Here is a 24145-nt window from a genome sequence, read left to right as displayed (position 1 = left end):
GATTCCTGGCGCGATGCCTTCTGCCCAATCGGGAGTTCAGGTGATGGCGCTGTTCGATTTGCTGACGACGACCCAGATCGGGCAGCTCACCACCACCAGCATCGCGGCCCTGACCACGTCGCAGATCCGTACCATGGCCACGACGCAGGTGGCGGCGCTGACGACGACACAGGTCGGCGTCCTGGCCTCCACCCAGCTTGCGGCGCTGACCAGCACCCAGGCGGCGGCGCTTGAAACCACCGACCTTGCCGTTCTCGGCTCCACACAGATCCGCGGCCTGGTCTCGACGCAGATCGCGGCACTCAGCACGACGCAGCTCGGCGCGCTGACCAGCACCCAGCTCGGGGCCTTCTCCTCCACCCAGGCGGGCGCGCTGAACACCACCCAGGTGGCGGCGCTCACCACGACGCAGATCGGCGGGCTGGGCACCACACAGATCGCCGGCCTGACCAGCCTGCAGGTGGCGGCCCTGACCACCACCCAGGTTGGCGCCCTGACCACGACCCAGATCAGCGCCATCCGCAGCAGCCAGATCCGCGGCATGGAGACCACGGACCTCGCCGCGCTGACCACCACCCAGATCGTCGGCCTGACCACGGCCCAGCTCGCCTCCCTCACCACCACCCAGGCCGCGGCGCTGGAGACCAGCGATCTCGCGGCGCTGACCACGACGCAGATCCGCGGCCTGGTCTCGACGCAGCTCGGCGCGCTGACCACGACGCAGGCGGTGGCGCTGACCACAACGCAGCTCAATGCGCTGACCGCGACGCAGGTGGCCGGGCTCAGCACCACGCAGATGGGCGCGCTGACCACGACGCAGGTCGCGGCGCTGGGCACCACGCAGGTGGCGGGGCTGACCTCCGGCCAGCTCACCGCGCTGACCACCACGCAGATCGGCGCGCTGACCAGCACCCAGATCGGTGCCATCACGGCGACGCAGATGCGCGGGCTGGAAACCACCGATGTGGCCGCGCTGACCACCACCCAGGTGGCCGGCCTCACCTCCGCCCAGCTCACCGGCCTCAGCGCGACGCAGGTCGTGGCGCTGGAGACGACCGACCTCGCGGCCCTCAGCACCACCCAGCTGCGCGGCCTGACCACGACGCAGGTGGCCGCGCTGACCACCACGCAGGCGGCGGCGCTGACCACCACCCAGGTCGCGGGGCTGGCGACGACGCAGGTCGCCGGCCTGACCTCCGCCCAGCTCGCGGCGCTGACCACCACGCAGTTCGGCGCGCTGACCAGCACGCAGATCGGTGCCATCAGCTCCATCCAGATCCGTGGCATGGAAACCACGGACCTCGCCGCGCTGACCACCACGCAGGTCGCCGGCCTGACCTCCGTGCAGCTCGGCGCGCTGACCACCACCCAGGCGGTGGCGCTGGAGACGACGGACCTCGCCGCGCTCAGCACGACACAGCTGCGTGGCCTGACCAGCAGCCAGCTCGGCGCGCTGACCACCACCCAGGCGGCGGCGCTGACCACGACGCAGATGGCCGCGCTGACCAGCACACAGGTCGGTGGGCTGACGACGACGCAGACGGCGGCACTGACCACTACCCAGATCGGCGCGCTCGGCACCACCCAGATGGCGGGGCTGATCTCCACCCAGATTGGCGCGCTGACCACCACCCAGATTGGCGCCCTCACCACCACCCAGATCGCCGCCATCCGCAGCAGCCAGATCCGCGGCATGGAGACGACAGACCTCGCCGCGCTCACCACCACGCAGATCGCCGGCCTGACCACGGCACAGCTTGCCTCGCTCACCAGCACCCAGGCCGTGGCGCTGGAAACCAGCGACCTCGTGGCACTGACGACGGCGCAGCTCGGCGGCCTGAGCTCCACGCAGCTCGCAGCGCTGACCACGACGCAGACGGCGGTGCTGACGACGACGCAGGTGGGCGCCCTGACCACCACCCAGGTCGGCGCCTTCACCACCACCCAGGTGGCCGCCCTGACCACGACGCAGATCGGCGCCTTCGGCAGCACCCAGATCATGGGCCTGACCACCGGCCAGCTTGCCGCGCTGACCACCACCCAGATCGGTGCCCTGACCAGCACCCAGATCGGCAGCATCCGCCGCAACTGGATCACCGGGCTGGAGACGACGGACCTCGCCGCCTTCACCACCACGCAGATCGGCGGCTTGACCTCCGATCAGGTGAATTCGCTGAACACCACCCAGGTCGCGGCGCTGGAGACCACGGACCTCGCGGTGCTGACCACGACGCAGCTGCGCGGCCTGACCAGCACCCAGATGGGCGCCCTGACCACCACCCAGGCCGCCGCGCTCACCACCACACAGCTCGGGGCCCTGGCCAGCACGCAGCTCGCCGGCATCACCTCCGCGCAATTGGCGGCGCTGAGCACGACCCAGGTCGGCACGCTGACCAGCACGCAGATCGCCGTCATCAGCTCCACCGCGATCCGTGGCATGGAGACCACCGATCTCGCGGCCCTCACCACCACCCAGGTCGCCGGCCTGACCGCGACGCAGATCGGCGCGCTGACCACGACCCAGGCGGTGGCGCTGGAGACGACGGACCTCGCTGTGCTCAGCACGGCTCAGTTGCGCGGCCTGAACAGCACCCAGGTGGCGGCACTCACCACCACCCAGGCCACCGCCCTGACCAGCACGCAGATGGCGGCGCTGAACAGCACGCAATTCGCGGCGCTGACCAGCACCCAGACCGCGGCACTGACCACCACGCAGATCGGCGCGCTCGGCACCACCCAGATCGCCGGCCTGACCAGCACCCAATTGGCCGCGCTGACCACGACGCAGGTCGGCGTGCTGACCACCACGCAGATCGCGGCCATCCGCAGCAGCCAGATCCGCGGCATGGAGACCACCGACCTCGCCGCGCTGACCACGACGCAGATCGCCGGCCTGACCACGGCGCAGCTCGCCTCCCTGACCACCACCCAGGCCGCGGCACTGGAGACCACGGACCTGGTGGCGCTCAGCACCACCCAGCTTCGCGGCCTGACCAGCACGCAGATGGCAGCGCTGACAACGACACAGGCCAACGCCCTGACCACCACCCAGGTCGGTGCCCTGACCACCACCCAGGTCGGTGGCTTCACCACCACCCAGGTCGCGGCGCTGACCACCACCCAGATCGGTGCCTTCGGCTCCGACCAGATAATGGGCCTCACCACCGGCCAGCTCGCCGCCCTCACCACGACGCAGATCGGCGCCCTGACCAGCACCCAGATCGGCAGCATCCGCCGCAACTGGATCCGCGGCATGGAGACCACCGACCTCGCCGCGCTGACCACCACCCAGATGGCCGGCCTTACCTCCGACCAGATCAACGGCCTGACCAATACCCAGGTCGCGGCGCTGGAAACCACCGACCTCGCCGTGCTGACCACGACGCAGCTTCGCGGCCTGACCAGCACCCAGCTTGGCGGGATGACCACGACGCAGGCGGCGGCGCTGACCACCACCCAGGTCGCCTCCCTGGTGAACAGCCAGATCGCCGGGCTCGTCTCCGGCCAGGTCGCCGCGCTGACCACCACCCAGATCGGCGCCCTGACCAGTACGCAGATCGCGGCCATCACCTCCACCGCCCTTCGCGGCATGGAGACCACCGACCTCGCCGCCCTGACCACCACCCAGGTCGCCGGCCTGACCGCGACGCAGATCAGTGCCTTGACCACCACCCAGGCCTCCGCACTGGAGACCACGGACCTCGTGGCGCTGAGCACGACCCAGCTGCGTGGCCTGAATGCGACACAGATCGGCGCCCTTACCACCACGCAGACGACGGCATTGACCTCGACGCAGATGGCGGCGCTGACCAGCAGCCAGCTCGCGGCGATGACCAGCACGCAGGCCGCGGCGCTGACCACGACGCAGATCGCGGCGATGGGCACCACCCAGGTGGCGGGCCTGACCAGCACCCAGGTGGCAGCCCTGACCACCACCCAGGTCGGCGCCCTCACCACCACCCAGATCGCCGCCATCAGCAGCATTGCCCTGCGCGGCATGGAGACCACGGACCTCGCCGCCCTGACCACCACCCAGGTGGCCGGCCTGACCACGGCGCAAATCGCCGCGCTGACCACCACCCAGGCCTCCGCGATGGAGACCACCGACCTCGCCGTGCTGACGACGACCCAGCTTGCGGGCCTGACCTCCGCGCAGCTCGCATCGCTGACGACGACGCAGGCCACCGCCCTGACCACGACGCAGGTCGGCGCCCTGACCACCACCCAGGTCGGCGGCTTCACCACCACCCAGGTCGCGGCGCTGACCACCACCCAGATCGGCGCCTTCGGCTCCAATCAGATGATGGGCCTGACCACCGGCCAGTTGGCCGCGCTGACCACGACGCAGATCGGTGCCCTGACCAGCACCCAGATCGGCAGCATCCGCCGCAACTGGATCCGCGGCATGGAGACCACCGACCTCGCCGCGCTCACCACCACCCAGATGGCCGGCCTCACCTCCGACCAGGTGAACGGGCTGACCAATACCCAGGTCGCGGCGCTGGAAACCACCGACCTCGCCGTGCTGACCACAACGCAGCTTCGCGGCCTGACCAGCACCCAGCTTGGCGCACTGACCACCACCCAGGCGGCGGCGCTGACCACCACCCAGGTCGCCGCCCTGGTGAACAGCCAGATCGCCGGCCTCGTCTCCAGCCAGGTCGCGGCACTCACCACCACCCAGATCGGCGCCCTGACCAGCACCCAGATCGCCGCCATCAGCTCCACCGCCTTCCGCGGTATGGAGACCACCGATCTCGCCGCGCTCACCACCACCCAGGTGGCCGGGCTGACCGCGACGCAGATCGGCGCGCTGACGACCACGCAGGCCTCGGCGCTGGAAACCACCGACCTGGTCGCGCTCACCACCGCGCAGTTGCGCGGCCTGACCAGCACCCAGTTGGCGTCGCTGACGACAACGCAGGCGGTGGCGCTCACCACCACCCAGGTCGCGGCGCTGAACAGCACGCAGATCGGCGGGCTGACCAGCACGCAGGCCGCGGCGCTGACCACGACGCAGGTCGCGGCGATGGGCACCACCCAGGTCGCCGGCCTCACCTCCACGCAGGTCGCGGCGCTGACAACAACGCAGGTGGGCGTGCTGACCACCACCCAGATCGCCGCCATCGGCAGCGTCGCCCTGCGCGGCATGGAGACCACCGACCTCGCCGCCCTGACCACGACGCAGGTGGCCGGCCTGACCACGGCGCAAATCGCCGCGCTGACCACCACCCAGGCCTCCGCGATGGAGACCACGGACCTCGCCGTGCTGACCACCACCCAGCTGCGTGGCCTGAGCTCCACGCAACTCGCGGCGCTGACCACGACGCAGGCCACCGCCCTGACCACGACGCAGGTCGGCGCCCTGACCACGACGCAGGTCGGCGGCTTCACCACCACCCAGGTCGCTGCCCTCACCACCACCCAGATCGGTGCCTTCGGCTCCGACCAGATGATGGGCCTCACCACCGGCCAGTTGGCGGCGCTGACCACCACCCAGATCGGCGCCCTGACCAGCACCCAGATCGGCAGCATCCGCCGCAACTGGATCCGCGGCATGGAGACCACCGATCTCGCGGCGCTGACCACCACCCAGATGGCCGGCCTTACCTCCGACCAGATCAACGGCCTGACCAATACCCAGGTCGCGGCGCTGGAAACCACCGACCTCGCAGTGCTGACCACAACGCAGCTTCGCGGCCTGACCAGCACCCAGCTTGGCGCACTGACCACCACCCAGGCCGGTGCCCTGACCACCACCCAGATCGGCGCGCTGGTGAACAGCCAGATCGCCGGTCTCGTCTCCAGCCAGGTCGCGGCACTCACCACCACCCAGATCGGCGCCCTGACCAGCACGCAGATCGCCGCCATCGGCAGCGTCGCCCTGCGCGGCATGGAAACCACCGACCTCGCCGCCCTGACCACCACCCAGGTCGCCGGCCTGACCGCGACGCAGATCGGCGCGCTGACGACCACGCAGGCCTCGGCGCTGGAAACCACCGACCTGGTCGCGCTCACCACCGCGCAGTTGCGCGGCCTGAATGCGACGCAGGTGGCATCGCTGACCACCACCCAGGCGGCGGCGCTGACCACCACCCAGGTCGCGGCACTGACCAGCAGCCAGGCCGCGGGGCTGACCACGACCCAGGTCGGCGTCCTGACCACGACGCAGATCGGCGCACTCGGCACCACCCAGGTGGTGGGCCTGACCAGCGCCCAGGTGGCGGCCCTGACCACCACACAGGTCGGCGTGCTGACCACCACCCAGATCGCCGCCATCGGCAGCGTCGCCCTGCGCGGCATGGAAACCACCGACCTCGCCGCCCTGACCACGACGCAGGTCGCCGGCCTGACCACGGCGCAAATCGCCTCCCTGACCACCACCCAGGCCGCGGCGCTGGAGACCACGGACCTCGCCGTGCTGACCACCACCCAGCTGCGTGGCCTGACCTCCACGCAGCTCGCATCGCTGACGACGACGCAGGCCACCGCCCTGACCACGACGCAGGTCGGCGCCCTGACCACGACGCAGGTCGGTGGCTTCACCACCACCCAGGTCGCGGCGCTGACCACCACCCAGATCGGTGCCTTCGGCTCCGACCAGATGATGGGCCTCACCACCGGCCAGCTCGCCGCCCTCACCACGACGCAGATCGGCGCCCTGACCAGCACCCAGATCGGCAGCATCCGCCGCAACTGGATCCGCGGCATGGAGACCACCGACCTCGCCGCGCTCACCACCACCCAGATGGCCGGCCTCACCTCCGACCAGGTGAACGGGCTGACCAATACCCAGGTCGCGGCGCTGGAGACCACCGACCTCGCCGTGCTGACCACGACGCAGCTGCGCGGCCTGACCAGCACCCAGATGGCGGCGTTGACCACCACTCAGGCGGCAGCCCTCACCACCACCCAGGTCGCCTCCCTGGTGAACAGCCAGATCTCCGGGCTCGTCTCCGGCCAGGTGGCGGCGCTCACCACCACCCAGATCGGCGCCCTGACCAGCACACAGATCGCCGCCATCACCTCCACCGCGCTCCGCGGCATGGAGACCACCGACCTCGCCGCCCTGACGACAACGCAGGTCGCCGGCCTGACCAGCACCCAGCTTTCCGCCCTGACCTCCACCCAGGCGGCCTCGCTGGAGACCACCGACCTCGTGGCGCTGACCACCACCCAGTTGCGCGGCCTGGCCTCCACCCAGCTCGCGGCGCTGACCACCACGCAGGCGATGGCGCTGACCACCACGCAGCTCGTTGCACTGACCACCACCCAGGCCGCGGCCCTGACCACCACCCAGGTGGCGGCGCTGACCACCACCCAGATCGGCGGGCTGGGCACCACCCAGGTCGCCGGCCTCGGCAGCAATCAGCTGGCGGCGCTGACCACGACCCAGATGGGCGCGCTCAGCTCCACCCAGATCGGCGGCATCAGCAGCGGGCAGATCCGCGGCATGGAGACCACCGACATCGTGGTGCTCACCACCACGCAGTTCGGCGGGCTGACCTCCACCCAGCTCGGCGCACTGACCAGCACCCAGGTCACCGCGCTCACCACCACCCAGGCCGCGGCGCTGGCCACCAGCCAGCTTGTCGGCCTGACCCAGACCCAGATCGGCGCCCTGACCACGACGCAGGTCGTGGCGCTGACCAGCACCTCCGTCACCGCCCTGACCACGCGGCAGATGGCGGGGCTGACCACGACGCAGCTCGCCTCCCTGACCACCACGCAGGTCACGGCGCTGGAGACGGTGGATATCGCGGCGCTCTCGGACGCCCAGGTCGCCGGCTTCACCAGCACCCAGATCGGCGCGATGTCCTCGAACCAGGTGAACGCGCTGTTCGTGTGATACCAGCGGGGTGGAGGGGGGTTGTCCCCCTCCCCCTCACGCCTGCGGCGGTGTTGGCCGGTGGCCGGAAACGCGCGCGGCCACATCCCGCGGCAGGCGCAGCGCGCCGGGCAGCATCGCCAGCATCACCAGCCCCGCCACCACGAAGCCGGCCTGGAATTCCGCCAGACCCGGTTCGGCGGTGCCCCGGAAATGCATCCCCGCCGCCAGGGTCAGCGACCCCAGCACCACGCCCAGCGCCACCGACAATTGCTGGATCGTGCCTGTCATCGCGGTGGCCGCCGCCAGCTTGTTCTGCGGCACATCCGCAAAGGCCATGGTGGCCATGGAGGTGAATTGCAGCGAGCGCGACAGCCCGCCCGCCGCCAGCACCAGGAAGATGGCGATCGGCGGCCAGGACGGGTTGAACAGCGCGCAGACCGCCACCCCCGCCGCCGCCGCCACGGCATTGGCCACCAGGATCGTGCGGAAGCCGAAGCGCCGCAGCAGCGGCCGGATCAGCGGCTTCATGGTCAGCGCACCGAGCGCCGTGGCGAAGGTCAGCAACCCGCTGCCGGAGGCCGAGAGCCCGAAGACCAATTGCAGCGTCAGCGGCAGCAGGAAGGGCAGCGCCCCGGCGCCGATGCGGAACAGCGTGCCGCTGAGCATCGGCATGCCGAAGCTCGGGATCGACAGCAGGGAAAGATCGACCGCCGGCCGCACCGCCTGCTTCGAATGCAGCACCGCCGCCAACGTCGCCAGCGCGCCCAGCCCCAGCACCCCCAGCGTCACCCAGAGCGGCACCAGGCCGCGCCCGATCGTCTCCAGCCCCGAGACCAGCAGCGCCAGCGCGATCCCCCAGAACAGCAGGCCGCGCGTGTCCAGCGGGCCGGGGTCCTGCTTCTCCAGCTCCGGGATGAAGCGCCAGACCAGCAGCAGCCCCAGCGCGCCGACCGGGATATTGATCCAGAACACCGCGCGCCAGGACACCGCATCGGTCAGCAACCCGCCGATCGGCGGGCCGAAGATCGGGCCGAGCAGCGCCGGCATGGTCAGCCAGGTCATCGCCGTCAGCAATTCCTCCTTGCTGACGCGGCGCAGCAGCAGCAGGCGGCCGACCGGCACCATCATGGCGCCGCCCAGCCCCTGGAGCACCCGCGCCGCCACCAGCGTGCCGAGGCCCTGCGACAGCCCCACCAGGGCCGAGGCGCCGGTGAAAACGAGGATCGCCCACATGAAGACCCGCCGCGGCCCGAAGCCGTCCGCCACCCAGCCGGAAACCGGGATGAAGACGCAGAGCGCCACGAGGTAGGAGGTGATGGCGACCGAGAGATGCACCGGGTCCCGCCCCAGGTCGCGCGCCATGGCCGGCAGGGCGGTGGCCACCACGCTGCTGTCCAGGTTCTGCATGAACAGCGCGCTGGCAACGATCGCCGCGACGATTCTCGGGTCGCGTAGCTTGGGGGTCGTGCCGCTCACTCGGACGCCATCTCCCGCAATCGCGCGCGCTGGATCTTTGGGCCGTTCGGCCCATCCACCACCGGAAATTTTTCCAACGCCACGATCCGTGACGGCACCTTGAATTTCGCGAGGTTCGCTTTCGCTGTCGCCATCAGGCTGGCCTCGTCATAGCCGGTGCCAGGGATGATGAAGGCCACGGGTCTGCCACCGGCCTCCACCACCTGCGCGGCGGCAACGCCGGGCTGGGCCTGGAGAAAGCCCTCGATCTCCTCGGGCGAGACCAGGAAGCCGCCGATGCGCAGGGCGTCGCCGCGGCGCGTCAGAAAGCCGAAGCCGCCATCGGGCTGCGGCTGCGCCAGGTCGCCGCTGCGGAACCAGCCATCCGACGTGCGGGCCTTGGCCGTCGCCTCCGGATTGCCGAGATAGCTGTCGAACAGGGAGGGGCCGCGCAGCAGCAATTCGCCATCCTCGGCGATGCGCCAGCCGGACTCGCCGCTGACCGGCGCGCCGCCGCCCACGGCGCGATGCGGGCCGGCTGGGTTCTGGCCGGCGAACAAGGCCTGCACCTCGGAACTGCCATAGACGCCGCGCACCGCGAGGCCCAGCGCGTCAGACGCCGCCAGCACCCGCTCCGCCTGGCCATGGAAGCTGGCGAATCCGGTGAAGCGAAATCCCTGGTAGGGGCGCCCCGCCGCCGCACCGGCCAGCAGCAGCAGCCATTCGTCGCCACCGACCATATGGGTGATGCCTTCCGCCCGGATCAGCGCATCGGCGGCCGGGGCGTCCAGCTTCTCCATACAGGCGATCCGCGCCCCACCCGCCACCGCCGCCAGCGCCGCGCTCAGCCCGAATGTGCCGCACAAGGGAACGGCGGCGAGCATCGCGGCGCCCGGTGCATCAGTGCCGATGGCCGCCGCCACATCCGCCGCATGGCCGGCGATGGAGGTTTGGCGGTGCAGCACCAGCTTTGGGCCCGCCGTGGTGCCGCTGGTGGTGAAGGTCAGGCATTCGGCCCCGGGCGTAGCGAGATCGGGCGAATCCTCCGCCGCCAGCAGCGCGTTGCGGGTCAGCACCGGAAGGCCGGCGAGCTGGCCCTCCCCCAGCCCATCCATGCCCAGCACCAGGCGCAGCGAGCCCGGCGGGTCCGGCAGCACGGCGGCGGCATCCACGGCCGCGAAATCGCGCGCCACGGCAATGGCCTTGGGCTGGGCGCGGGCCAGCAGGTTGCCGACCTCCAGCGCCCGGAACCGCGTGTTCAGCAGCACGGCGCAGGCGCCGCGCCGGGCCAGGGCAAACAGCAGCAGCAGGAAGTCGGGGCGATTCGGCAGGAACAGCGCCACCCGGTCGCCCGGCCCGATGCCTGCCGCCGCCAGCCCGCCCGCCAGGCGCCGCACCTGCGCCTCCGCCTGCGCCCAGCTCAGGCCGGGGAAAGCCGGGGCATCGGGTTGCGCGGCGGCGGTGTGCGCCAGAAGTTCGGTGAGTGTGGCGGGGCGTTCCATTGTCCCGCATGATGCGACCGCTTCGCGCCGCCCGCCAGACCACCCACCGCGGAACAACCCCCGCTTGACGCGCCGCGCCTGCGGCGGGACGGTCGGACCATGCCAAGCTCCCCGCCCGACCCCGTCACCCTTGCGGTGCTCGAAAACCGCTTCCGCGCCGTGGTGGAGGAGATGGGGGAGGCGCTGCTGCGCACCGCCACCTCCCAGATCCTGAATTCCTCCCGAGATTTTTCCATCGCGCTCTGCGATGCACGCGGGCGGCTGGTGGCGCAGGCGGACCACATCCCGGTGCATGTCGGCGCCATGCCCTTCGCGGCGGAGGCCGTGCTTCAGGCCTTCCCGGACGCCATGCGCCCCGGCGACTGCTTTCTGCTGAATGACCCCTGGCATGGCGGCAGCCACCTGCCCGATCTGACCATTGTCTTGCCCGTCTTCGACGGGCCCCGGCCCGATTCAGACCCTCGGCCTGCGGCCTCGGATCATCGGGACGGGCCTTCGCTCGTCTTCCTCTGCGTCGTCCGCGCCCATCAGTCCGACATCGGCGGCGCCACCCATGGCGGCTACAACCCCTCCGCCACCGAGATCTGGCAGGAGGGCATCCGCATCCCGCCGATCCGCCTGGGCGAGAACGACACCCTGCGCGAGGACCTCGTGCAGATGCTGGCGCTCAACACCCGCATCGCGCGCGACTTCCGGGGCGACCTGATGGCCATGTGGGGTTCCGCCCGACTCGGCGCGAAGCGGCTGGAGGCGCTGCTGGCCAGCCACGGCGCGCCCAAGCTGAATGCCGCGACGGATGCCATACTGGACCTGGCGGAGGCGCATGCCCGCCGCATCATCGCTGGTTGGGCCGACGGCACCTGGCAAAGCGAGGCGGTGCTGGATGATGACGGGCATGGGGCGGAGGACGTCACCATCCGCGCCACCGTCACCAAGCGGGGCGGCGAGCTGACCGTGGACCTGACGGCGAGCGACCCGCAGACCTTGGGCTTCGTCAATTCCTCCTGGCCCAACACCGTCTCCGCCGTGCGGATGGCGCTCGCCTATCTGCTGGACCCGGAGGTGGCCAAGAATGACGGCGCCTTCCGGCCCCTGACCGTGCTGGCGAAGGAGGGCACGGTCGTGCGCGCGGCGGAGGGGGCGGCGGTGACGCTCTGCACCAGCCATTGCTCGAACGAGATCGTGGAGGCCGTGGTCAAGGCGCTGGCGAATGCCTGCCCGGAGCGTGCCATGGGCGGCTGGGGCCGGCGCTTTCGCATCGCCATCCAGGGCAACGACCCGCGACGTGCGGGCAAGAAATTCGTCTGGCACCTGTTCCATGCGCGGCCCGGTGGCGGCGGCCATGCGACCGGCGATGGCTGGTCCGGCGCCGGCGAATGGCATTCGGCCGGCGGGCTGAAATTCGGCAGCGTCGAAATGGCCGAGGCCCGCTTCCCCCTGTTCTTCCGCCGCCACGAATTCTTGGGCGGCTCCGCGGGAGACGGCCAGTATCGCGGCGGGCTCGGCGGAGAGCTGGAATTGGTGGTGGAAACCGCCGGCCCGGCACGGGCCAATACGGCCGGCGACGGTGCGCGCCACGGCGCGGCGGGGATGCTCGGCGGCCAGGACGGCGCGCCGCATCACTACCGGCTGATCCCCGTGACGGGCGCGCCGCGCGACCTGCGCACCAAGGAGACTGGCGTGCCGCTCGCCCCCGGCGATGTGCTGCATGTGCGGTCGGGTGGCGGCGGTGGCTGGGGTGACCCGGCGAAGCGCGACCCGGCGGCGCGGGCGGCGGATGCGGCCGAGGGTTTTGTCTGACGTAGCGATCGACCTGCGTGGCCCCCCTCACCCAACCCTCTCCCCCCGTCGGGGAGAGAGGGCAGCGCAGGCTTGGCGCGCAGCGCCTTAGCCGGAGCGGGTGAGGGGGGCTCGCCAATTGGAGTAGCCATATGCTTCCCCCCTACCGGATCGGCTGCGACGTCGGCGGCACTTTCACCGATGTCGTCTGCATCGGTGCCGATGGCGCGACCCTGCTCGCCAAGGCGGCGACCACGCCGGATGACCAGTCGCGCGGCGTGCTCGATGGCCTCGGCGTGCTGGCCGGCATGCTCGGCCTGCCTTTGCCCGATCTGCTGGCCCGGACCGAGCGCCTGGTGCATGGCACCACCGTCGCCACCAATGCCCTGCTGGAACGCCGCACCGCCCGCATCGGCCTGCTGACCACCGAGGGCCATCGCGACGTCATCGAGATGCGGGAGGGGCTGAAGCCCGAACGCTACGACCTGCGCCTGTCACCCCCCGCCCCGCTGGTGCCGCGCCGCCTGCGCCTGCCGCTGCGGGAGCGCATCCGCGCCGATGGCGAAGTGGCCCTGGCGCTGGACGACGCCTCCCTCACCGCCGCCATCGAGACCCTGCGCGCCGAGCAGGTGCAGGCGGTGGCCATCTGCCTGTTCCATTCCTGGCGCGACCCGTCCCACGAACAGGCCGCCGGCGCCGCCGTGGCCGCCGCCTTGCCAGGCGCCTATGTGACGCTGTCCTCGGACGTGCTGCCGCAGATCAAGGAGTTCGAGCGCTTCTCCACCACCGTGGTGAATGCCGCCGTCGGGCCCATCGTCGCCACCTATCTCGGCCGGCTGGAAACCCGCCTGGCCGAGGCCGGGCTGCGCGCGCCGCTGTTCGTCATCCTCTCCCATGGCGGCGTGGCACCCGTCGCCGAGGCGTCGCGCATCGCCGCCGGCACGGCGCTCTCCGGCCCCGCGGGCGGCGTCGCCGCCGGGCTGGCGCTGGCCCGCGCCGGGCTGGGCCAGGACCTGGTGACCTTCGATGTCGGCGGCACCTCCACCGATGTCGCGCTGATCGAGGGTGGCGAGGCGGCGCTCGGCCGCGGCCGGGTGGTGGGCGGCGAGCGCATCGCGCTCGAAAGCCTGGATATCGTGACGCTGGGCGCCGGCGGCGGCTCCATCGCCCATGTCGGCGCCGGCGGCATGATGCGGGTGGGTCCCCGCAGCGCGGGCGCGGTGCCCGGCCCGGCCTGCTATGGCGCGGGCGGGACGGAGCCGGCGGTGACGGACGCCAACCTGGTGCTGGGCTACCTGGACGGCGCGCGCTTCCTCGGCGGAAGGCGTTCGCTGGACCTCGCCGCCGCAGAGGGCGCGGTGGAGCGGCTGGGCGCAAAACTCGGCCTCGGCATGATGGACTGCGCGGCGGGCATCCATGCACTCGCGAACATCGCCATGGCGGATGGCATCCGCGTCGCCACCGTGCGGCGTGGCGTCGATCCGCGCGGCTTTTGCCTATTGGCCTTTGGCGGCGCGGCGGGGCTGCATGCCAGCGCGGTGGCGCGGGACCTCGGCATGGCGCGGGTCGCGGTGCCGCTGCTGGCCGCCGGGCTCTCGGCCTGGGGCATGTTGCAGACCGACCTGCGCTACGAGGTCTCGCGCAGCCTGATCGGCGCCACCGGCCTGCCGGACGAGCCCGCCATCCGTGCGCTGTTTGCCGAGCTGGAGGCCGCCGCCCGCGCCCGCATGGCCGAATGGATGGCCCAGGGGACCGATGATGCCCCGACGATCCGCCGCAGCGCGGACATGCGCTATGGCGAGCAGGTTTTCGAAGTCGGCGTGCCGTTGGATACGGTGGATTGGGAGGCGCCCGGCCTGCCGGCGCAGATCTCGGAAAGCTTTCACACGCGGCATGAGGCGCTGTTCACCTATGCCCTGCGGGGGGAGGAGGTGGTGCTGGTCACGGCGCGGGTCGCCGCCATCGGCCGCCTGCCCGCCGTGCCCGTCCGGGAATTGCCGGACGTCGCCCCGGCGACACCGGTGGCGCAGCGCCGTGCCTTCGTCGCCGGCGCAGTCCAGGACCTGCCCGTCTATGCCTTCACCGCTCTGGCCCCGGGCCAGAAACTGCCCGGCCCGGCCATTGTCGAAAGCGACACCACCACCGTGCTGCTGCTGCCGGGCGACGTGGCCTGGCTGGATGCGCGCGGCTGGCTGGAGGTGGCGGTGGGGGGCTGACGCCCCGCCCCGAATTCAGGCCGCCCGCCCGTATCCCAGCCTGGCCTCGCCGGCCACGCAGACCGAAACGCTGGGGGCCAGCGCCGCATCGGCGCCCGGCTGCCCGGCGAGCCAACCGCCATAGAGCCCTTCCAGCACCGCCCCGATCCAGGCGCCCTCGGCATCCTGGCCGATGCCCACGGCCGGCGCGGCGGCATGCGTCACCAGCAGCCGGCGCTGCTCGACATCGACGGAGAGCTGGCAATAGCCCCATTCCGCCGCGCCCAGCGCGTCATTGATATGGGATTCCAGCCCCTTCAGCGTGTCGCAATGCGGCAGGGGCATCGCCTCCGCCATGCGTCGCCCAACCGCGCGCATCAGCGCGGCCCGGCCATCGCTGTCCAGATGCGCGTCGAGTGTCTCCACCAGCCCGCGCAGGAAGGGCCGCCACTGCGCCGCGACGCCGCGCCGGGCGAGATAGGCGGCCGTCACCGGTTCCGCCGCGTGAACATCTGTCATGCCCCGTATCCCATTCAGCGATCGAAGCGGTAGCGGGCATAGACCAGGCCGCGCGTCTCGCTCCAATCCGCCGCCTGATCGAAGCGCACCGCGCCACCGATGCGCAGTTGCGGCGTGATCATGTATTCGATGTCGCCGCGCAGCCCGCCGGTCAGGCCGGTCTTGGACTGGCCGGCATAGAAGGCGTCCACGCCGGTTTCGCTATTGGCGCGCGCCTGAAGCTGGCCCTGGAGGCCCGCATCATTCGGGAAGATCGCGGTGCGGTCCTCGGTGAAGGTCGCCACGCCGAGGCTGGCGCCGACGCGGTAGAACAGGTTGTTCGACCGGCCGCGATAATCGATCGGCACATTCGCCGCGATGAAGCTCTGCGGGCTGTAATAGCCGCCATGGCCCAGCGTGAAGAAGCGCAGGTTCTTGTCATAGGCGAAATAGACCAGGTCGAGGCCCGTCACCAACTCCTCGGTGGCGGAGCGCCAGATCGGGGTCTGGAAGCCGGCCCCGGCCTCGATGCGGCTGTTCTCCGCCACACCCTCGCCGTTCATGCTGAAATAGCCGCCGGCGATGTAGAAATTGGTGTCGCCGCTGGCGAATTCGATCTGCGCGCGCGCGCCGGTGCGAACCACGCCGCCCCAGGTCGTGCCGAAGGCCGGGTCGCGCAGGCCGCCCCAGGACAGCAGGCTGTCCGTCATGGCACGGCGTTCCGCCGTGACGCGCAGGCGCACGCCATCCCCGATCTCGGGCGCGATCTCGATGCCGCCGACCACATTCTCCCGCAGGAAGCCCAGCGGGGTGGTGCCGATATCGGCGGAGAAACCGCCGCGGGCATAGGCCGCGCCGAGCGCCACGCCGCTCTGGCTCGATTCGGTGGTGCGGGCCGAATTCGCCTGCGCCTGGGTCAGCGTGCCGCCCTGACCCGCCAGGGTCAGGGGATAGCCACCGAAGCGCCGCATGGAGGCCAGCGAGCCCTGGAGATCGCCCGAATCCAGCGTCACGGCACTCGCCCGCGCCGTCAGGCGGCCGCCGATGCCGGGCACCGCGATGCTGCCCTCGGCCCCGGCATGGGTCTCGGTCAGCGCGTCGATGCCATCATCGCCGGAGCGTGTGCGCATGCCGAGCGCCGGGGTGATGCGCGGCGCGGCTTCCTGCCGCACCTCCACCAATTGCCGGTTGATCTCGTTCAGCAGCGGATCGGCCGGCTGGGCCGGGCCGCCAAGGCCGGGAGAGCCGAAGCCCTGCGCCTGGGCGAATTGCTGGCCCTGGGTGGCGAAAGCACCCTGGTCCTGGCCCGAGAGCGGCACGCGGCGGAACGGATTTTCCGTCTGGGACGGCTGGCGGCCTTCCGGCAGCGTCGCCTGCGGCACCATGGCACCGCCGAGCAGCCCCGGCGTGGTGGCGCCGATTTGCTCGCGCCGCATGCGCGCCGCCGCTTCCAGCGCATTGCGGGCACGGCGCTGGTCGCCCCAGGCGCGCGCCAGACGCGATTCCAGCAGCGGGATGCGCGGATCGTTCGGCATCAGGGCGCGGCCCTCGGAGAGCAGCGCCTCCGCCCTGCCCCAGTCCCGGTTGGCGATCGCGGCATCCATCGCAGCCTGTCGCGCATCCGTGTCGCGCGGATTGCGCGACAGCACGGCCTCGGCGATGCGCCCCGCCTGCTCCGGGTCCCGCGCGCCCTGATACAGGCGGGCGAGGGCCAGGTTGGCCGCCGGATTGGTCGGGTTCTGGCGCAGCGTCGGCTCCAGCACATCGAAGGCCGCCGCCTGCTGCCCGCGCTGGTTGAGCTGGTCCGCCGCGCGGATCGACAGGCCGGCGGAGATGTCGTTCGCCTGCCGGCGCTGATCCGTCGTCAGCCGCCCGGCATCGATCGCGGCGGCGGCCGTGGCGGCTTCGGGGTTCAGCCCGGCTTCCGCCAGCGCCGACGCCGCCGCCAGTTGCGACGCGGGGGCCTGGCCGCGCGCCGCGATGGCATACATCCGCGCCGCTTCCTGCGCGCCGCGCGTGTCGTTGATGGAATTCAGCGCCCGCACCGCGGACGGCCCCGCCTGCCCGGACGGGTCGCGGCGGGAGGCGATGGCGATCAGCCGCTGGCGCGCGAGACTGCGCTGGCCCCGTCGCGCCAGGGCGACGGCGGATTGCACCTCCGCCTCCACCCGCGCGGTGGCCAGAAGCTGGTTATGGGCGCTGTTGCGCACCCGCGCCGGAATCCGCTCCAGCAGCCGCACCGTTTCATCCGGCCGCGACTGCTCGAAGGCGAAGATCGCGGCGGCGTGGATCGCATCCGGCGTCGCCCGGCTGGCCACCGTGGAGGCGACCATCTGGTTCGCTTCCGCACCCTGTCCGGATTGCGCCATCAGCCGCGCCAGATCGAGCCGCGGCCAGGGGTTGGAAGGGTCGTTCTGGATGGAGGCGCGCAGCAGCGCGGCGGCCGCCTGCGGGTCATCCGTGCGCTGCGCCTCGGCACGCAGGGCCTCGGCGCGTACCTGCGGCGCATTGGTGCCGCCGATGCGGCGATAGACTTCCTCCGCCTCGGCGAACTTGCCCTGTTCCTGCAGGGCATTGGCGAGGCCGGACATGGCCGCGCCGAAATTGCCCCGGCGGGCCAATGCGGTGCGGTAGCGCTGCTCGGCCAGGGCCGCATTGCCCTGTCGCAGGGCGATATCGCCCAGCAGCGCCTCGGCATCCGGGCGGTCGCCGCCATTGCGGGCCACGATGCGTGCCAGCAGCGGCTCCGCCTGGCTGACATTGCCCTGGGCCACTAGGTTGCGCGCCGCCTGGATATCCGGCCCCGGCGCGCCGCCGCCGCCCCGCACCACGCCGCGCCCGCCGCCCGCCGGACCCCGCGGCACGACGGTGGCGCCACGAAGCGCCTCCTCCCAATTCGCGCGGCGCGTGGGGTCGGCATCGATCGCCGCCTGAAGCAGCCGGGCCGCCTCCGCCCGTCGTCCCTGACGCAGCCGGACGAGGCCGAGTCCCCCCAGGCCGTCGGCATCATCCGGGTTGATTTCGAGCACGGCGGAGAAGCGCTGTTCCGCTTCCCGAATCTGGCCCTGGCTGAAGGCTTCCCAGCCGTCCATGCGGGCATTGCCGGCCTCATCGACCGGCTGCACCTGGGCGCGCGCCTCATCGAGCCGCCGCTGAATCTCGGCGTCATTGGGGAATTGCTGGAGGTAGCCCTCCAGCGGCCCCACCGCCTCCGGCCCCTGGCCGAGCCAGGTCAGCGCCTGGCGCCAGGCGGCGGCGGCGCTCTGCTGGCTGGCGGGCTGGCCGGACAGGCGGCGCAGCACATCGATGCCCTGGGCGCGGGTTTCCTCGCGATAGGTCAGCACCTGGCCATAGGCGAGCTGCACGGCGGTGTTGCTGGGGTTGCGCGAGGCAAGCTGGCCCAGGCCCTGCTGCGCTTCACGCCATCCGGCCTCGGTGCCGGCAAGGGCCTGGTAATATTCCAGTGCGAAACTGTCCGGCACCGGGGCGCCGGAGAAGATGCCACGGTAGCGTTCCACCGCTTCCGCGTTCCGGCCAGCCTGGGCAAGCTGGCGGGCCTGCGCCAGGGCGGTGGCATCAACGGTGGAGGTGCGAACGGCCACATCGGCCTGCAAGGTGCGGGGATCGGCCGGCGCCGTGGCACGAAGCTGCCCCAGCGCCTGCTGCGCCTGGGCGACATTGCCAAGCTGCGCCTGCGCCTCGGCGAGGCCCGACAGGGCGTCGGCGTTGCGCGGATCGACCTGGAGCACGCGTTCCAGCGTCCGCACCACCTGGTCCGGGCGATTCTGAAGCTTCCAGTAGTTCGCCTGGTCGAGCAGCGCGGCGATGCCGCGATCCTGGGCGAAGCTGGGGCCGGCGGCCAGGCTGACGGCCACCAGCGCGGTGCTCAGCAGCCCCGCGCGCATGGTCCGGGTCGGGCTTTTCATCATGTGGTCCTCGTCCGGAGACGGATGGCCGCGCGACGGCGCAGCGCCCAATAGGCGGGAACGGCGATGATGGCGCAGGAAATGGCCAGAAGCAGCAGCAGCAGGTCCGGCCGGGTCTGCAGGAAGTACTGCGGCCAGATGAAGGGAGGCAGCGTGCCGACGGTATAGTGGTCGCCCAGCGTGAAGCCGGTGATCCGGCCGGCCGACAGGATCGCAAGGTCGCCCTGGACCCGCGGCGCCTGTTCCGGATCGCGCAGCGCCGCCAGCATCTGCTCCAGCCCCTGCGGGGTGGTGCCGGTCAGCGCCACGACGGATTTGCCGGAACGCAGCGGGCTCTCGAAGCCGATCAGGATGCCGAGGCCGTCGCCGGTGGAGGTCAGCATCGCCTGCGCCTGTTCCCGGGCCACACGCGGCTCATCGCCGAGGAACAGGTTGCGGAAGCCGTCCAAGGCATCCGGCAATGCCACGCTCAGCCGGTTGCCTTCCAGCACCACCGGACCATCGCGCAGCAGTGTCTCCAGCGCCGGCTGGCGCCCGAGGGTGCCGATCACCAGCAGGTCGCGTCCCGAGACACTCTCCAGCGCATCGGGCCGCACCACACGGATACCCGTGGTGGCATGGCCGACATGGGAGGCGAGACGGCCCATCAGGGTCAGGAAGGCGGAGAGCTCGACCTCATTCGGGCGCTCCGGCAGCACCGCCGCCGTGTCGCCGAAATCCGCCATGCGGGTGAAGGGAAAGCCCGAGCCGGAGAAGAAGGCGAGGTTCGGCAGCGTGGTGAAGCGATAGGCGTCGGACAGGTCGATGGTGCTGTCCGGGTCGATCCCGGCGCGCACATCGGCCGGCACGGCGATGCAGTCGCCGCGATGCAGCGGGCGCATGTCGAAGCGCATCTGCAGCTCATTCGCCCCGAAGATCAGGTAGGGCGGCAGGCCGAAGCGGCCGGTCATGCGCTCGGACTGGCCGAACTGGCGGGAGAAGTAGCTGAGCGGCCAGGGCGCATCGGCATCCCGCAGCGGCAGGCTGCGCAGATAGATGTCGTTCAGCGCGACATCGAGGCGCGAGACCGCGACATCCATGATCGGCCCGGGCGGGGAGCGGTAGTTCAGCTCCACCGGCAGCGGCCGGCCACGCCAGGTGTAGAGGTCCGGCGCGGTGCGGAAGGGCACGGAGATCGGGCCCGGCGCATAGCCGAAGGCCTGCAATTCCGTCGGATCCACCAATTCACCAAGGCGCACCGGGCGGTCGCTGCGCACCCAGCGCGGCGCATCATAGGGCTGGCGCGGCGGCACGGTGATCGGCTGCACCACGGCGATCTCGCCGGCCAGGGCTTCCTTGCTGCCGGCCAGCACCACCGCGGCCTGCGTCGCTTCCTCGCCGGTGCGGCCGCCGACCACCAGGATCAGGCCGAAGCGATCCGTCGGGTTCGGCACCAAGGCGAGGGTCGGTCCGTCGAAGCGCGGCAGCGCCAGGCCCGGAATGGTCTCCGGCCCGCCCGCGATCACCACCGCATTGCCGCGCTGCGGCAGGGTGAAGGACACCGGGAAGCTCGCGCCGCGGTAGTCCGCCTGCACCGCGAACCAGGAGGCGACGGTCGCCGCCGCCTGAAGCCCCTCATTGCTCGCCGCTTCCGGCATCACCACCGGCAGCACCAGCGGCTCGCGCAACAGGCGCGGGTCGAAGAACGGTTCCGGCAGGCGTGCCAGGTCACGCTGCAGGGGCAGGCGTTCCAGCGTCAACTGAAGGGTCGAAAGGTCGGAGACATTGGCCCAGAGCAGGCCGGACAGCGGGTCGTTGCACTCCAGCGTGTAGCGGCCGGTGAAGCGGAAGTTCAGCCGGTTGAGGTCGGCGAAGAACACCGGGTTGATCGGGAATTCCAGCGGCCCGAAGGCCGGCCGGTTGCGGTCCGGATTGATCACGCCGACGAACTGCTCGTTCAGCGCCATCGCCACCTGGCTGTATTCCGGGATCAGCGCCGGGCTGGTCGCGCCCTGGAGCACGAGCCGCGCCCCGGTCACCACCTCATCGCCACGCACGCCGAACAGCACGCCCTGCAAGTCGGACGTGCCGCGCATCTGCATCGGTGCGCGCAGGCCAAGCTGGCGCAGGGTGCGGGTCTCAGTGCGGGTGGAGCCGACATCGCCGGTCGGCACGCCGAAGCTGCCGACACCGACGCCGCCGAGGAAGCCCGGCTGCGCCTGCGGCAGCGGCGGCAGGCCGGTATTGACCTGGACGCCGATCGGCCCCTGCTGGCCCGGGAACTGCCCCGGCGCAACCTGGCCGAAGGGCGCCAGCGGCGCATCGGCGGAGGCGGCGGGCGCCTGGCCCGGCTGCGCCGGCTGGCCGAAGGGCGTCCGCACATTGGACCCGGAGGCGGAAGGCGCCTGCCCGGGCTGGGCCGGCTGGCCGAAGGGCGCCACGACGTTGGAGCCTGGGGCCGACGGCGCCGGCCCCTGCTGGCTGAATGGCGCCAGCACATTGCCCGATGCCGCGGGCGGCTGGCCCGGCGGCACGAAGGGCGAGCCCTGCTGCTGCAAGGGCACCGCGCCGCTCTGGGTGGCCGGCGCCCCGAAGGTGCCAACGCCCGGCGACTGCGGGGTGAGCGTCAGCGGCAGACCTTGCGGCCCCGGCTGCAACGGCGTCGGCGGAGGCGGGGCGCCGCGCAGATTGACCTGCGCCATGGCGAGGCCCGGCGCCGACAGGGCCAGGGCCAGGGCGACGGCCGCGGCGCGCCGCACGGCGGTCTCGCCACGCGCCCGGCGGGGCGGCGGCACGATCTCCGGCGCCGTGTCGGCCGTGATGGCTTCCGGCGGCGGGGCCTCCATCACCACCCGGTTGCGCCGCTGGCGGCGCGTGAAGAAGGAGAACTGGCTGTCGCCGCGGAACAGGCCGCCGATGGACCGCGCCACCTCACCAAGGCTGCGGAGTGGTTTGTCTTCGCGCACGTCGTCCCAATCCACCCATGCATCCGCGCGGCCAAGAACGGCGCGCACAATGTTACCCTCGTCATGCAGCGTCTGCGCCGCGAAGCGCAGTTGCATCCGCCCGTCCTGCCAGCGCAGAACCTCGGCCGGGATGGCGACCCATTCGGGGCCGACATCCAACTCCAGCGTGATCGGCGTATTCTCCGCCACATCCGCCGGACGTTCGATGGCGACCGCGGCGCCGCCCAGCGAAAGGTCCATGGTCTCGCCTTCGATCACCCGCCCATCGGGCAGCACGGCATTGGCCGCGATCACCGCGCCGACGCGCGCGCGTTCGCGCACCTGCCGGCGTTCACGACCGACGGCGAGACCCGCCAGCACCACCACGAAGGACAGCGTCGCCCAGAGGAAGTTCAGCGCGAAGGCCTGGAAGTCGAGGCTTTCCACCGGATTGGTGCTCAGCCCGTAGATGCCCGACAGCAGGCCCGCGATCAGCGCCAGCGCCAGCACCATGTTCGGCCCCACGGCGCGCAGGTCGAAGAAGCCTTCCTGCAGCGTGCCGCCCTTGTCGGTGACGTTGAATTTTCCCTTTTTGGGATCGAGCAAGGTCGCCAGCATCACGGGGATCAAATACAGCGCCAGCACCGTCTCATAGATCTCGGACCAGAAGCTGTGGCGCACATGGCCGGATAGCCGGCTGGTGGCGCCGACCGAATGCAGGATATGCGGGCCGGCATAGGCGATAATGGCCAGCGGGCTGGCCGCGATGATGCTTTCGCCGAACAGCAGGAAGGCCAGCGGCGCGGTCAGGAAGACGAAGCGCGGCAGCGGGAACAGGAAGTGGAACTGCGACATGAAGTAGCAGCAGCGCTGGTAGAATTTCAGCCCGGAGCCGAGCATCGGATTCTCGATGCGCAGGATCTGGATCATGCCACGGCCCCAGCGCATGCGCTGGCCGATGTGCAGCATCAGCCGTTCCGTCGCCAGGCCGGCCGCCAGCGGGATGCGCAGATAGGCGGTGCGCCAGCCACGCCGCTGCATCTTCAGCGAGCAGTGGCAGTCCTCCGTCACCGTCTCGGTCGGCACGCCGCCCACTTCCAGCAGCGCCTCGCGCCGGATCACCGCGCAGGAGCCGCAGAAGAAGGCCGCGTTCCACAAGTCGTTGCCCTGCTGCACCATGCCGTAGAACAGCAGCCCCTCATTCGGCACGCGCTCACCGGAGGCGAGGTTCCGCTCGAAGGGGTCAGGCGAATAGAAGTGGTGCGGCGTCTGCACCATGGCGAGGTCGCGGTCCCGCAACAGCCAGCCCACGGTGAGCTGGAGGAAGGCGCGGGTCGCGACATGGTCGCAGTCGAAGATGCAGATGTATTCGCCGTTGGTCACCTTCAGCGCGGCATTGATATTGCCGGCTTTGGCGCCCTTGTTGTCGCCGCGGATCAGGTAGTTGCAGCCGACCTGTTCGCAGAATCGCCGGAATTCGTCGCGCCGCCCGTCATCCAGCAGATAGACGTTCATCTTGTCGCGCGGCCAGTCGATCGCCAGCGCGCCGTAGATGGCCGGCTTCACGATCTCCAGCGGTTCGTTGTAGCTCGGGATGAAGACGTCGATGGTCGGCCACTCATCCGGATCCTCCGGCAGCGGCACCGGCTTGCGGTCCAAGGGCCAGATCGCCTGGAAATAGGCCAGCAGCATGGTGGAGACGGCATAGACCTCGGCCAGCAACAGGCCGGTGCCGAGGAAGGTCTGCAGGAAGCTGGTGAATTCCAGCGTGTCGACCAGCCGCCAGTAGATGTAGCGCATCGACACAAGGCAGGACATGAAGACGACGAAGATCGTCATCGCCCGGCCGGGAATACGGTTGGCGACAAGGAACAGAAGGAATCCCGCAACCGCCAGCCAGGCCTGCTGCTCGGCCTGAAGCGGCGCGACCATGAAGATCACGCCGATCACCAGACTGAGCAACATCAGCGGCCAGATGACCCAGCTCCGTGCCCATGGGCCGCTGCGAAAAGCGCGGCGCTGGCGTAGCGATTGC

Annotated in this window: 8 protein-coding genes; 3 read left to right on the top strand and 5 right to left on the bottom strand. The window is 71.1% G+C overall.

From position 1 onward, the window contains the following. The first annotated feature begins 43 nt into the window (after nucleotides 1-43). Complete coding sequence (locus JJQ90_RS27265) at nucleotides 44-7849, top strand: beta strand repeat-containing protein (protein ID WP_216874169.1); 7806 nt, start codon at nucleotides 44-46, stop codon at nucleotides 7847-7849. A 36-nt stretch (nucleotides 7850-7885) separates the two neighbouring features. On the opposite strand, the gene JJQ90_RS07945 is transcribed toward JJQ90_RS27265, so the two are convergent. Together JJQ90_RS07945 and JJQ90_RS07940 are read right to left on the bottom strand one after the other, a co-directional pair. After that, a complete protein-coding gene (locus JJQ90_RS07945) occupies nucleotides 7886-9307 on the bottom strand; it encodes an MFS transporter (RefSeq protein ID WP_329959406.1) in 1422 nt (473 codons plus the stop codon). Continuing rightward, complete coding sequence (locus JJQ90_RS07940) at nucleotides 9304-10788, bottom strand: AMP-binding protein (RefSeq protein WP_216874167.1); 1485 nt, start codon at nucleotides 10786-10788, stop codon at nucleotides 9304-9306. The genes JJQ90_RS07945 and JJQ90_RS07940 overlap by 4 nt, the downstream gene beginning before the upstream one ends. A 99-nt stretch (nucleotides 10789-10887) precedes the next feature. Here JJQ90_RS07940 and JJQ90_RS07935 point away from each other — a divergent pair, with 99 nt between their 5' ends. Together JJQ90_RS07935 and JJQ90_RS07930 are read left to right on the top strand one after the other, a co-directional pair. Further along, nucleotides 10888-12588: a hydantoinase B/oxoprolinase family protein gene (locus JJQ90_RS07935; protein ID WP_216874165.1), complete on the top strand. Its 1701-nt coding sequence runs from the start codon at nucleotides 10888-10890 to the stop codon at nucleotides 12586-12588. A 131-nt stretch (nucleotides 12589-12719) separates the two neighbouring features. Further along, nucleotides 12720-14783: a hydantoinase/oxoprolinase family protein gene (locus tag JJQ90_RS07930; protein WP_216874163.1), complete on the top strand. Its 2064-nt coding sequence runs from the start codon at nucleotides 12720-12722 to the stop codon at nucleotides 14781-14783. Nucleotides 14784-14798: 15 nt separating this feature from the next. On the opposite strand, the gene bcsD is transcribed toward JJQ90_RS07930, so the two are convergent. Genes bcsD through bcsA form a run of 3 tightly spaced genes read right to left on the bottom strand, consistent with a single transcriptional unit; the run spans nucleotide 14799 to nucleotide 24075 of the window. Next, nucleotides 14799-15281 carry a cellulose biosynthesis protein BcsD gene (bcsD, locus tag JJQ90_RS07925; protein ID WP_216874161.1) on the bottom strand — a complete coding sequence of 161 codons (483 nt, stop codon included), beginning with the start codon at nucleotides 15279-15281 and terminating at the stop codon, nucleotides 14799-14801. 14 nt (nucleotides 15282-15295) lie between these two features. Further along, nucleotides 15296-19186 carry a cellulose biosynthesis protein BcsC gene (locus JJQ90_RS07920; RefSeq protein ID WP_216874159.1) on the bottom strand — a complete coding sequence of 1297 codons (3891 nt, stop codon included), beginning with the start codon at nucleotides 19184-19186 and terminating at the stop codon, nucleotides 15296-15298. Then, nucleotides 19186-24075: a UDP-forming cellulose synthase catalytic subunit gene (gene bcsA / locus JJQ90_RS07915; protein ID WP_216874157.1), complete on the bottom strand. Its 4890-nt coding sequence runs from the start codon at nucleotides 24073-24075 to the stop codon at nucleotides 19186-19188. Before bcsA ends, JJQ90_RS07920 begins: the two co-directional genes overlap by 1 nt. Between the last annotated feature and the right edge of the window lie 70 nt (nucleotides 24076-24145).

Origin of the sequence: Falsiroseomonas oleicola, from assembly GCF_019029495.1 — a bacterium.
Classification (GTDB): Bacteria; Pseudomonadota; Alphaproteobacteria; order Acetobacterales; family Acetobacteraceae; genus Falsiroseomonas; species Falsiroseomonas oleicola.
This window is presented reverse-complemented; position numbering and strand designations above follow the sequence as displayed.